Annotated in this window: 11 protein-coding genes and 1 pseudogene; 9 read left to right on the top strand and 3 right to left on the bottom strand. The window is 51.4% G+C overall.

All coding sequences use genetic code 11. The features are described 5' to 3' along the window. Positions 1 to 81 precede the first annotated feature (81 nt). The 4 genes from WMO44_RS00940 to gnpA are packed head-to-tail and all read left to right on the top strand — an operon-like array spanning position 82 to position 4274. A complete protein-coding gene (locus WMO44_RS00940) occupies positions 82 to 966 on the top strand; it encodes a carbohydrate ABC transporter permease (protein ID WP_349151453.1) in 885 nt (294 codons plus the stop codon). A gap of 12 nt (positions 967 to 978) precedes the next feature. After that, on the top strand, positions 979 to 1875 hold the full coding sequence (locus WMO44_RS00945; RefSeq protein ID WP_005926924.1) for a carbohydrate ABC transporter permease: 897 nt from the start codon (positions 979 to 981) through the stop codon (positions 1873 to 1875). Between the two features lie 11 nt (positions 1876 to 1886). Beyond that, positions 1887 to 2075, top strand: coding sequence for a DUF6903 family protein (locus tag WMO44_RS00950; RefSeq protein ID WP_005926920.1), 189 nt, complete (start codon positions 1887 to 1889; stop codon positions 2073 to 2075). A gap of 39 nt (positions 2076 to 2114) precedes the next feature. Next, entirely contained in the window at positions 2115 to 4274 is a 2160-nt protein-coding gene (gene gnpA, locus WMO44_RS00955; protein ID WP_349151454.1) for a 1,3-beta-galactosyl-N-acetylhexosamine phosphorylase, read from the top strand. A 556-nt stretch (positions 4275 to 4830) separates the two neighbouring features. On the opposite strand, the gene lacZ is transcribed toward gnpA, so the two are convergent. Together lacZ and WMO44_RS00965 are read right to left on the bottom strand one after the other, a co-directional pair. After that, positions 4831 to 7914, bottom strand: a complete 3084-nt coding sequence (gene lacZ / locus WMO44_RS00960; RefSeq protein WP_349151455.1) for a beta-galactosidase, LacZ type — start codon at positions 7912 to 7914, stop codon at positions 4831 to 4833. Positions 7915 to 8028: 114 nt separating this feature from the next. After that, a complete protein-coding gene (locus tag WMO44_RS00965; RefSeq protein ID WP_349151456.1) occupies positions 8029 to 9399 on the bottom strand; it encodes an MFS transporter in 1371 nt (456 codons plus the stop codon). 250 nt (positions 9400 to 9649) lie between these two features. Here WMO44_RS00965 and WMO44_RS00970 point away from each other — a divergent pair, with 250 nt between their 5' ends. From WMO44_RS00970 to WMO44_RS00980, 4 genes are read left to right on the top strand one after another with little or no spacing between them, the layout of a single operon-like run. Then, entirely contained in the window at positions 9650 to 10513 is an 864-nt protein-coding gene (locus WMO44_RS00970) for a helix-turn-helix domain-containing protein (RefSeq protein WP_349151457.1), read from the top strand. A 33-nt stretch (positions 10514 to 10546) separates the two neighbouring features. Next, complete coding sequence (locus WMO44_RS15100; protein WP_353963851.1) at positions 10547 to 10735, top strand: maltose acetyltransferase domain-containing protein; 189 nt, start codon at positions 10547 to 10549, stop codon at positions 10733 to 10735. Continuing rightward, positions 10735 to 10932, top strand: coding sequence for a hypothetical protein (locus WMO44_RS00975; protein ID WP_128117200.1), 198 nt, complete (start codon positions 10735 to 10737; stop codon positions 10930 to 10932). Before WMO44_RS15100 ends, WMO44_RS00975 begins: the two co-directional genes overlap by 1 nt. Positions 10933 to 10953: 21 nt before the next feature. After that, entirely contained in the window at positions 10954 to 11262 is a 309-nt protein-coding gene (locus WMO44_RS00980; protein WP_097783784.1) for a hypothetical protein, read from the top strand. Positions 11263 to 11306: 44 nt separating this feature from the next. Here the strand turns inward: WMO44_RS00980 and WMO44_RS00985 are convergent. Then, positions 11307 to 11414, bottom strand: a pseudogene (locus WMO44_RS00985) (DUF6061 family protein); the annotation flags it as partial. A gap of 46 nt (positions 11415 to 11460) precedes the next feature. On the opposite strand from WMO44_RS00985, the gene WMO44_RS00990 reads away from it, so the two are divergent. Beyond that, positions 11461 to 11709, top strand: a complete 249-nt coding sequence (locus tag WMO44_RS00990; protein ID WP_055192190.1) for a putative signal transducing protein — start codon at positions 11461 to 11463, stop codon at positions 11707 to 11709. The last annotated feature ends 128 nt before the right edge of the window (positions 11710 to 11837 follow it).

Genomic DNA, 11837 nt, shown 5'->3' on the forward strand with positions numbered 1-11837 from the left:
CCTGCCCAGCGGGGGCGGTTTTTACCGCCTCCGCTTTTTTGGGCTGTACAGTACCATCAAGAAAGGAGCGGTCAATCCCCTATGAGAACGGATAAAAGCCGCAAACGGTTCATATTCCTCTGTGTGGCACCGGCTACCATCCTGTTTTTCCTCTTTATGATCCTGCCCACCCTCAACGTGTTCCGCATGAGTTTGTATGAGCGGGGTGCCTATTCTCCCAACGAGACCTTTGTGGGGCTTAAAAACTTCCAGCATCTGCTGCGGGACGCCCAGTTCATCCGCTCCATGCAGAATATGATCCTGCTGGTGGTGACCGTTACCCTGATCACCTTTGCCTTTGCACTGGTGTTTGCGGCCATCCTCACCCGGGAGAAGATCAAAGGCCAGAACTTTTTCCGCATCATCTTCTACATCCCCAACATCCTGTCGGTGGTCGTCATCTCCGGCATCTTCTCGGCCATCTATAAGCCGGAAAACGGTATGCTGAACAGCATCATCGGCCTGTTCCGCACGATGAGCGATCCCATCCTGTGGAAGGGCGAAAAACTGGTCATCCCCTCCATCATCATTGCCATGGTGTGGCAGGCCATCGGCTACTACATGGTCATGTACATGGCCTCCATGTCTGCCGTGCCCATCAGCCTGTACGAGAGCGCCAATCTGGACGGTGCCGGGCGGCTGACCCAGTTCTTCCAGATCACCATCCCCCTCATCTGGACGAATATCCGCACCACCCTCACCTTCTTTATCATCTCCACCATCAACATGGCCTTCCTCTTCGTCAAGGCCATGACCAGCGGCGGGCCCAACGGCGCATCGGATGTGGCGCTGAGCTATATGTACAGCCAGAAAGACGCTGGCCTGTATGGTTACAGTATGGCCATCGGCGTGGTCATCTTCCTGTTCTCGTTTGCCCTGTCCGCCTGTGTCAACAAGGTTACCAACCGCGATACGCTGGAATTTTAAGGAGGGAAGAAGATGCAGAATACCACCGAAAAATCTTCCCGCTCTGCGGAAGGTCTGTACAAGTTTTTCATCTATTTTGTGCTGGTTCTGCTGGCCGTTACCATCATCGTGCCGGTGGCATGGGTGTTCATGGCCTCCATCAAGCAGAATGCAGAGTTCTACGGCAACCCCTGGGCACTGCCCGCCGGGTTCTACTGGCAGAACTTCGTCAACGCATGGAACGGCGCGAAAATGGGCGAATATATGCTCAACTCGGTCATCGTCACCGCGCTGGCGCTGGCACTGCTGCTGGTCGTTGCCCTGCCCGCCGCCTACTGCCTGTCCCGCTTCCACTTCAAGGGGTGCAAGGTGCTGAACACCCTGTTCATGGCGGGCTTGTTCATCAACGTGAACTACATCGTGGTGCCCATCTTTTTGATGCTGCGGGACAGCGATGTGTGGCTGAAAGGCCATTTCGGCAGCGGCTTTCTGCTGAACAATCTGGTGGTGCTGGCGGTGGTATACGCCGCCACCGCGCTGCCCTTTACCATCTACCTGCTGTCGGGCTACTTTGCCACCCTGCCCCACGATTTTGAGGAGGCCGCCTATATCGACGGTGCAAGCTATTTTTCCACCATGACCCGCATCATCTTCCCCATGGCAAAGCCCTCCATCATCACCATTATCCTGTTCAACTTCCTGTCCTTCTGGAACGAGTATATCATCTCCATGACCCTGATGAGCTCCACCAAGGCACCCCGCACCCTGCCGGTAGGTCTTTTGAACCTGATGCAGGCGCAGCAGAGCGCCGCCCAGTACGGTACCATGTACGCAGGCCTTGTGCTGGTGATGCTGCCCACCCTGATTTTGTACATCTGCGTGCAGCGACAGCTGACGCAGGGCATGACCGTGGGCGGCCTGAAAGGTTAAGGTGACAGACGATGAAAGCATATTGGAAAAACCATCCCGCCCTGCGCATGATCCTGATGCTGGTGCTGTTCGTACTGGCGCTGGTGCTGGTGGTGTCCGGCTGGAAAATGACCGGGCAGCTGGCAGGGCTTGGCATCATGCTGGTGGGCGTAGCGCTGCTGCTGGCTGTGCTGGCGCTGTATAACGCCGCCTACGATTGACCCCCTACGATTCAAAAAGAGGCAAAAGGAGAGTTTCCCATGGATGAAATAAGAAAGACCGGGCGCGTGACCATTCCCACAGACCTGGACGTTGTGCCCGAAACGCTGGAGATCTTAAAAAAGTGGGGTGCCGATGCCATCCGCGACTGCGACGGCACCGACTTTCCGCAGCAGCTCAAGGATGCGGACGCCAAGATCTACTCCACCTACTATACCACCCGCAAGGACAACGCATGGGCAAAGGCAAACCCGGACGAGGTACAGCAGTGCTACATCATGACCGGCTTTTACACCGCCCCCGGCGATACCGTGACCATCCCGCTGATGAAGGGCATCAGCCCGGAGTTGATGCAGGTGAACACGAACGACGACATCACCCGCTGGTGGGAGGTTATGGATCGCACCACCGGGCAGCCCGTGCCGCCGGAGCAGTGGAGCTACGCCGACGGCAGTGTGACCGTACAGGCCGTACCGTTCCATGAATATACCGTCAGTTTTCTGGCTTACCTCATCTGGGACCCGGTGCACATGTACAACGCTACCACCAACGGCTGGACGAACTTTGAGCACCAGATCACTTTTGATGTGCGTCAGCCCAAGACCCACAAGTATTCCATGGAGCGCCTGCGCAAGTTCATTGCAGAGCACCCCTATGTAAACGTCATCCGCTACACCACCTTCTTCCACCAGTTCACCCTGATCTTCGACGAGCTGAAGCGGGAGAAGTTCGTGGACTGGTATGGATACTCTGCTTCGGTCAGCCCTTATATCCTCAACCAGTTTGAGCAGGAGGTGGGCTACAAGTTCCGCCCGGAGTACATCATCGATCAGGGCTACTATAACAACCAGTACCGGGTGCCCAGCAAGGAATTCCGGGATTTTCAGGCCTTCCAGCGCCGCGAGGTGGCAAAGCTTGCCAAGGAGATGGTGGACATCACCCACGCGTGCGGGTGCGAAGCCATGATGTTCCTCGGCGACCACTGGATCGGCACCGAACCTTTCATGCCGGAGTTCAAGACCATCGGACTGGATGCCGTAGTGGGCAGCGTGGGCAACGGCTCCACCCTGCGCCTGATCTCTGACATTGAGGGCGTGAAGTACACCGAGGGCCGTTTCCTGCCGTACTTCTTCCCCGACACCTTCCACGAGGGCGGCGACCCGGTGCGGGAAGCCAAGGAGAACTGGGTTACAGCCCGCCGCGCTATCCTGCGCAAGCCCATCGACCGCATCGGCTATGGCGGCTATCTGAAACTGGCCTTGCAGTTCCCGGAGTTCGTGGACTACGTGGAGAGCGTCTGCAACGAGTTCCGCGAACTGTACGAGAACATCAAGGGCACCACACCCTACTGTGTCAAGCGAGTGGCCGTGCTGAACTGTTGGGGTAAAATGCGGGCTTGGGGCTGTCACATGGTGCATCACGCCCTCTATTACAAGCAGAACTATAGCTATGCCGGTGTCATTGAGATGCTGTCCGGTGCGCCCTTTGATGTGAAGTTTATCAGCTTTGAGGATATCAAGAACGACCCGCATCTGCTGGATTCGTTGGATGTCATTATCAATGTCGGCGATGCCGACACCGCACACACCGGCGGCATCTGGTGGGAAGACCCGGAGATCTCCTCCGCTATCCGCAAGTTCGTCTGGAACGGCGGCGGCTTTATCGGCGTGGGTGAGCCTTCCGGTCACCCGTATCAGGGCCACATTCTCCAGCTTGCCAGCGTGCTGGGCGTGGAGGAAGAAAACGGCTTCACCCTCAACTACGACAAGTACAACTGGGAGGAGCACCCCGACCACTTTATCTTGCAGGACGCCGACCAACCCGTGGACTTTGGCGAGGGCAAAAAGAACATCTACGCCCTTGAGGGCACCGAGGTGCTGGTGCAGCGGAACAAGGAAGTGCAGATGGCCGCCCACGACTTCGGCAAGGGTCGTGCCGTGTACATCAGCGGTGTGCCTTACAGTTTTGCCAACAGCCGCACCCTGTACCGCGCTATCCTGTGGAGTGCCCACAGCGAGGAGGAACTGCATACATGGTTCAGCTCCAATTATAATGTAGAAGTTCACGCCTACGTCAAGAACGGCAAGTATTGTGTGGTGAACAACACGTACGAGCCGCAGGATACCACCGTTTACACCACAGACGGCAGCAGCTTTGCTCTGCATCTGGATGCCAACGAGATCAAGTGGTATGAGATCTAAGTTCTCCTTTTCATAAACGAACACAAGGGGCAGCTCTGTTACCAGAGCTGCCCCTTGTGTATATGGGAAGAATGCCTGCGAATATCAGAATTTCATCGGAAGTGCGTCTTTTCTGCGCTTGCCGTTGTAGGCGGTGTATCATCAGCCGATGGACCTGTGCAAAGGGGTGCGGATGAGCGCAACCAGCGACTTTGCAGCCTGCAGGTTTTGCTAATAAAAACCTTGAACCGAAACAACTCATGTGTGTACGCCTCCTATCAAATTTTTGTGTAATTTTATATAGCTTTTGGGGAATGTGCTGATTATATCCTAAAAATTTGTATACTTCAATACGTTAAAGAAAGTTTGGAGAACCATTCAAAGAAATGCTCTGAACAAAAGCGGAATACGGTTATTTTGACATAGCAACGCTACTTATATAGAGTGAAGCACTACTTATAAATAGTGGTGTCAGGAATTGAGATTTTGTGATACCAAAAAAGACACCCTCGCTTTTGATAGGAATCTCATGCAGGGATGTCCTTATCTCAACGCGAAGGTGTCTTAATAACGAGGGTCAGATGCCACGGAAGGTAAAGGTGAACTCCACAGGCTTAGTCACATCAGGAATATACTCCGGGTGGACATTGGCACCCCAGCTGTCATCACCGCCGACGCCCATCTGCTCGCCGATGGCACGAATCACCGTGTAATGGACCGGGGGCAGCTCGTAGGGATGCTTGGCACTCTCCATTTCATGGGGAGTGTAGGGCAGCGCAGAGAAGAACATGGGCTTTGCGGCATCTGCGGTAAACAGCAGCCCGCGACCCTTGCGGTCCACTACCTTTGCCCAGCGCACAGCGGTCTTTGCACCGCACTCCTGCGGCACAAGGTACTGCGCCATGTTGTCTGCGACCTTGTTCTGGTAAATGCCCAGCTTTGCACCATGCTGACGATCCCAGTAGGTCTCCGCAGGGCCGTTTCCGTACCACTCCACCGTGTCGTAGTCAGCATCGATCTTGAACAGTACGCCGAACTCCGGCATTGCTGCAAGTCCTTCCACCGGGTCATAGTGCAGGGTGGTCTGGATGCGGCCATCACCGAACACACGGTACTGCAGGCTGCACTCTGCTGCGGGGCTGGTCTGGAGGTTATAGAGATAGGTCACGACCACGCTGTCGGCTTCCACCTCGCAGGTGGGGTTCTGGAGGATGGTGCCGCCATGAACAGACGGGATCTCCTTGCCGATGCCCTTGGCGGTAGCGTACAGGCTTGCCAGCTTCCACTGACCGCGAACGCCGCCCATGTTGTTGCCGCAGTCGTTGTCGGTGGGAGCGCGCCAGAAGTTGGGACGGGGAATCTCCTGAATCATCTCCTTGCCGGCATAGCGGTAGGAAGTCAGACCGCCGTTCAGATCGGAGAACAAAACATCGAAATTCTCACCCCGGACACCGATGTTGTGTGTACCGTGCGTAACGGTAAACGGCGTGACCTTCTTGCTGGGAATGGAACGAACCACAGCGATCACACCCTGTCCAAAGGCGACTTCGTGACCCTTCTTTGCCCAGCTGGTGTCCTCCTTCAAACGGAAGCTGATGGTCACTGCATATTCACCAGGGAGCGCAGGAACCATAAACGGCAGTGGGAAGCTGGAACGCTCTTCGGGAGCAACATCAATATTGGTCAGTTCCTGCTGCTGATACAGCTTTCCATCACGGTGCAGCAGAGCAACGCAGTCGAAAGCATCCGTAGAGGTGAACAGGTTCTTGTTCCAGACTTCAAAGCCAGAATTGTCGATGGAAACAGCGATATTCTGATAGCAGAACTTGACCTCCTGCATCTTGGGAGAAGGAGCACGATCACCACCGTAGGCAATGCCGTTTCCGCTGAAATTATAGTCGGTAGGACGCTCACCGAAGTCGCCGCCGTAGGCTTGGAACCACTTGCCGTATCGGTCTTTTTTCCAGATGGACTGGTCGATGTAATCCCAGATAAAGCCGCCCTGATAGCCGCAGTCCTTCTGGTCGGCAAGTTCCGTGTACTTGTGCAAAGCACCGTTGGAGTTGCCCATAGCATGAGAATATTCGCACTCGATATAAGGCCGCTTATCGCCCTGTGCCAGATACTCTTTAATGTCCTTCACAGTGCTGTACATATGGCTCTCGATATCGGTGGTTTCGAGGAAGCGGGGATCATTGACCACACCTTCGTAATGCACCAGACGGGTGTCATCAAAGCGGCGGACCATCTCGGCCATCTGGAGCAGAGTCTCGCCGCCAAACGATTCGTTGCCCAGAGACCAGATCAGAACAGCAGGATGGTTTTTGTCACGCTGGTAAGTGGAATTCATGCGGTCAAACAAGACAGCTTTCCACTCCGGCTTATCATTGGGCAAAACGCCCTCGATGCCGCGAATGCCCGCCTGATGGATGTCCCATGTGCCATGGGATTCCAGATTGTTCTCTGCGATCATATACAGACCATACTCGTCGCACAGGTCGTACAGTGCATCCTGATTCTGGTAATGGCTGGTACGGATGGCATTGATGTTGTTCTGCTTCATGGTGATGATGTCCCGAAGCAGTTCCTCATGGGTGTGTACGCCCACAGCACGACCCGTAATGGAGCTGAACTCATGACGGTTGGCACCCTTGAACACGATGCGCTTGCCGTTGAGCAGCATCCGATTGTTCTTCAGCTCGAACTTGCGGAAACCGACTTTCTGCCCAGTCACCTCTACCAGATGGCCTGCATCGTCCAGCAGCTCAATTTCCAGTTCATACAGAGCCGGGTCCTCTGCACTCCACAGGTGGGGGTTCTCCACCGCATGGCTGAACAGAGCAGAACCGCCGTTCAGTGCAATTTTTTCGGAGAACACTTCCAGCTCACTGCGGCGCAGGGTCAGACGGGCTGCGCCCTTACCCTCCACCTGCAATGCAACTTCCAGCGTGGAATGAGTAAAATCAGCCCCGGCAAACAGCGTTTTGACGGATATATCTTCCAGATGCACGGTGGGGATGGCGTACAGCCACACGCTGCGGAAGATGCCGGAGAAGCGGAAGAAGTCCTGATCTTCGCACCAGCTGGAGGAAGTCCACTTGAACACCTGCACAGCAAGTTTGTTCACGCCCGACTGGAGATAGGGAGTCAGATCGAATGCGTGTGCGGAGAAGCTGTCCTCGGTGTAACCCACATAAGACCCGTTCAGCCAAAGAGCCATGCCGCTTTCCACACCCTCGAACTCGATGTGGACGGGCTTGCCCTGCATGGATTCCGGCAGCTCGAAGTATTTTACATAGCTTGCCACCGGATTGAACCACTGCGGGATCTCACCCGGCTGTACTTCTTCACGGCCATCCCACGGATACTGAACATTCGCGTACTGGGGAATGTCGTAGCCCTCCATCTGGATGTGTGCCGGAACATGAATGTCATCCCAGCCGCTGCAATCGTAATCTGTCTTTTCAAAGCCGGGGATGGCACTGGTGTAGTTCTTTGCGTAGGCGAATTTCCAGATACCGTCCAGCTTCAGCGCCAAAGAAGAGGAGCCTGTCCGATATTCTTCGCGGGAAGCGTAAGTACGGAAACTTGCATGAGCATTCAGCACGTTTTCCTTGAAAAAGGTGGGGTCTTTTACTTTTGCAAAATCAAATGCAGCCATAGTATTTCCTCATTTACCTTTTATAATTTTATAATATTTCTCCAGCCTCCCCGGAGGAATCGCTGGATTCCTCCGGGGAACAGCAGATGAAGGAGAAATGATAATGGCTTGTTATCAGACTGCTGCACGCAGTTTTTCATTTGCTTCTTCGACCTTCATACGAGAGAGAAGGAAGGTGATGATAGCATCCAGAGCAAACGGAATCACCAGATACATGATCTTCAGCATATTGATGCAGGAACCCGGCTGAACTGTCAGAGCGCTGTCAAAATGGCTTGCTGCCAGCAGCCAGCCGGTGATGGCAGTACCCAGACCGCCGCCCAGCTTCACACCGAGAGAAGTGCAGGAGTACATCGTGCCATCCACGCGCTTATGCTTCGTCAGCCAAGTATATTCAGAGCAAGCAGCAATCGCAGCGTTCATATCGCCCTGCCAAGGACCCTGACCAAGAGCTGCGATTGCAGTAAAGAGCAGCATCAAGGTCACATTGCCGCTGCCCATGTAACCAGCTACAGCAACCAGTGCACGAGAAATCGTTGCCAGAGTATAGCTCATTACATTCAGCTTATACATTCCATTCCACTTTGCAACCAAGGTCGGGGTGAACACCAGTGCGATGATCAGAGGAATGTTGATTGCCCAAGAGAATACACCGAACAGATTCTGGTTGCCAAGGATGTAGGTTGCATAGTAGGTGCCCATGCTGATCATGGCACCGTAGATCTGCTGCAAAATGTAGGTGACGCAAATCATCATATAATATTTGTTACCAGCAAGCAGCTTTGCAGCCTGAACCAGATTATACTTTTCGTCCTGCTCGATTTCCTTTTTGTCGGTGGTATCCACCAATTCGCCTTCCGGCAGTTCCTTCACGGAGAAAACGGAGAGGGTGTTGACAAGCAGACCGATGATGGCGTAGATGATTGCAACAGTGCGCCAACCGGCAGCACCACCGCCCAATGCCGTAACAGCACCCAGCGTAATGGACTGGATGAGCAGGCTGGTGGCAAAGGCGAACATGAAACGCCAAGAACCCATCTCGACCTGTTCGGCACTGTTCTTTGTGATGAGAGCAGTCAGTGCAGAGTAAGCAATGTTGTTGGCAGTGTAGAATACAGCGTTCAGCAGAGTATACGCGATCAGGAACCATGCGTACTGTGCAAACTGTCCCAGATTGGTCGGGATGGCGAAAATTGCCACCAGCGTAATGGCACAGCCAATGTAGCCGTACAGCATCCAAGGACGGGCTTTGCCCATCTTAGAATGCGTTTTGTCAATCAAAGAACCAAAGAAAATGTCCGTCACACCGTCCAGCAGTTTGGAAACTGCAATCAGAGTGCCGACAATACCGGGATTCAGGCCAACGGTGTTGGTCAGATAGATCATGACGAAGGAGGACAGGAATGCATACACCACGTTGCCTGCAATATCGCCTGAACCATAGCCGACTTTATTATACCACTTTAGATAACGTTTCTCGGTCATTGTGCTTTCTCCCATCTTGCTTGTTTTGTGTGGGCGCAACCAATCTGCTGCGCACTTCAGACTGGAATTCTCATTACGCAAGTTGCCCAAATCTCTTGCGTTTCGTCTGAAAATATTATAGAATCTAATGGAACGAAAAGATATAGACAAGATGGAACAAAATATGCACAAAATCAAAGAGTTTGTAATTTTTTGATAGAACATTTCTCAAATCACTGTAAAATCATCTGAAGATGAGGAGGACGCAGGAATGTATTTCAACTCAGGATATTTGAACAACTCCCGTTTGGATTTCAAAGACTACTCAAAGCCGCTGGTCGTAGGCAGTTGCGGCACTTATCGCTTGAAAAAACGCCCTAAGCTGCCTACTTTTTGGGCAAAGGGTCGCAGAGACTATCAAATCCTCTATGTGGCATCTGGTAAAGCACACTTCTGGTTCGATGGTGTTGAGGAAGTGGTGACTTCTGGACACATGGTGCTTTATCAGCCGAAAGAAATCCAGAAGTATGTCTACTATGTAGAAGATCATCCAGAGGTGTTCTGGATTCACTTTACAGGATATGATGTCAAAAACATCCTGGACTATCACGGAATCCCCTTGGACAAGCACGTTTTTTACAGCGGCACACTGCCGGATTACAAAATGCTGTTCCGAAAGATCATCCGGGAGCTGCAACAATGTGAATATGGCTATGAAGACTATATTGCTTCTCTCTTCAACATCATTCTGCTTTTAGTAAGCAGGCAACAGCAGGAAAGCGAGAAAACAACTACAAGCATGCCCGAAGAGATCGAAGCCGCCGCTGCCTACTTTAACGAGAATTATAACACAAAGGTCAGTGTGGACGATTACGCAGAATCGCTGCATATCAGTACGAACTGGTTTATCCGTAATTTTAAGCAGTACATGAAAATAAGCCCTGCACAATACATCCTGTCCCTTCGGATGGTAAATGCACAAAGCTTATTGGAGAACACCGAATACAATATTGGAGAAATTGCAGAGATCGTAGGGTATGATAACCCACTCTATTTTAGCCGGGTATTCAAGAAAGAGTATGGTGTCAGTCCGGCACAGTACCGAAAGAATCTGGAAGAATCTACTGAAAAATGAGAAAGATTCCTTATAAATAAGGAGAGCAGAACCATGCCGATAAAAAATGCAATCCACAGCCAACAAGTCTACGACCCAACGGATGAATCCATCATGGCAGAGCAGGAACTTTGCATGGAGCGGCTGTATGATTACAACCATAAAAACAGAAAATCTTGCAACAAACCAGTGATTTGCTGCGTTATCTGGATAAAAGGGTTTATAGAAAGGAGCCGAAGATAGTGAAAAAACTGGTAGTAGACGTTGGTAGTATGCTAGTTGTACAGTATTTGATATTTTTCTTTGTTGAAATAAGATTAGGGGAACAAGCGACCTTTACAAAGTTTATAACTAACAATTATATCCTTACTTTTTGGATAATTTATCTTGCAAGTCGGATTGTGAATTACAAAATTAAAAAGCCCCGAAATGAGAAATAAATCTAAAAAGGAGCGTTTCGGATGAGAGCAAGAAAAATTGTGTTAATGTTTGCGGTAATAGCGGTGCTACTAATTATAATATTGGGCAGGCCAATAACGACTGATGCTCCACAAATTATGGGCAGTAAAGAAATTGAAGATGCACTTAATGCAGCATCCGAATTAGATGAGCAAAATGTTGTTCGTGTTGATATTCCAGACGGAAATGGCGGGTATAAAACGTTACAAGGAGAGGAAGCTAGAGAACATTATAGCAAAGCAGTAGAGCAAACACAAAAAGAGCTTTTAGATGATTTATACAAAGAAAACTCAAAGGAATCGATTAAATGAATGATAGAGGACTGTTGTTTTGCCTTGGATATTTTAATTAAAGGTCAATTTTCTACTCTGCCATGGTTGAAGCCGAGCGAGAGATGATGCTCAATCTCACTACCCAGCACAAGCTGGGCATACTCCAAAGGCTTATCACATAATAGCCAGTCCCCAGCTCCAAAACTACTTTTAGAGGGTATACAAGGAGGTCTCTTTATGTTAGAACATTTTTTCAAATCGCTAGTCGCAACAGTTTCTGACCCTTACCAATGCAATCGCATTACAGATGCGTTGGCGGCAGCTGGAATTAAATTCTATTGTAAATCCAAAGATGTCAATCGGCATAACACATTTGATCAAGCGAGAATTGGAACTCTCGGCATAAAACCGAGGTATGTCACAGAGGTGTTTGTGGACAAAGAAAATGCTGATATGGCTCTGCACATTATACATACCCTGTCATAAGCCCGGAGTTTCCCTGCAAACATTCCGATATAAAAAGGACGCTGCCGCCTCTGGGTGAGAGGTTGCAGCGTCCTTTTGGTATCAGAGGGCAAATGGTCTGTCAGACCGAACGGCTCTCAGCGAATTGG

This window comes from Faecalibacterium tardum (genome assembly GCF_040096515.1).
GTDB classification, from domain to species: domain Bacteria; phylum Bacillota; class Clostridia; order Oscillospirales; family Ruminococcaceae; genus Faecalibacterium; species Faecalibacterium tardum.

What these genes read in the sequence shown, in the direction of transcription:
- lacZ (WP_349151455.1), bottom strand. Translation starts at nt 7,914, where the DNA reads ATGGCTGCATTTGATTTTGCAAAAGTAAAAGACCCCACCTTTTTCAAG.
- WMO44_RS00980 (WP_097783784.1), top strand. Translation starts at nt 10,954, where the DNA reads ATGAGAGCAAGAAAAATTGTGTTAATGTTTGCGGTAATAGCGGTGCTA.
- WMO44_RS00950 (WP_005926920.1), top strand. Translation starts at nt 1,887, where the DNA reads ATGAAAGCATATTGGAAAAACCATCCCGCCCTGCGCATGATCCTGATG.
- WMO44_RS00965 (WP_349151456.1), bottom strand. Translation starts at nt 9,399, where the DNA reads ATGACCGAGAAACGTTATCTAAAGTGGTATAATAAAGTCGGCTATGGT.
- WMO44_RS00945 (WP_005926924.1), top strand. Translation starts at nt 979, where the DNA reads ATGCAGAATACCACCGAAAAATCTTCCCGCTCTGCGGAAGGTCTGTAC.
- WMO44_RS00990 (WP_055192190.1), top strand. Translation starts at nt 11,461, where the DNA reads ATGTTAGAACATTTTTTCAAATCGCTAGTCGCAACAGTTTCTGACCCT.
- gnpA (WP_349151454.1), top strand. Translation starts at nt 2,115, where the DNA reads ATGGATGAAATAAGAAAGACCGGGCGCGTGACCATTCCCACAGACCTG.
- WMO44_RS00940 (WP_349151453.1), top strand. Translation starts at nt 82, where the DNA reads ATGAGAACGGATAAAAGCCGCAAACGGTTCATATTCCTCTGTGTGGCA.
- WMO44_RS15100 (WP_353963851.1), top strand. Translation starts at nt 10,547, where the DNA reads ATGCCGATAAAAAATGCAATCCACAGCCAACAAGTCTACGACCCAACG.
- WMO44_RS00970 (WP_349151457.1), top strand. Translation starts at nt 9,650, where the DNA reads ATGTATTTCAACTCAGGATATTTGAACAACTCCCGTTTGGATTTCAAA.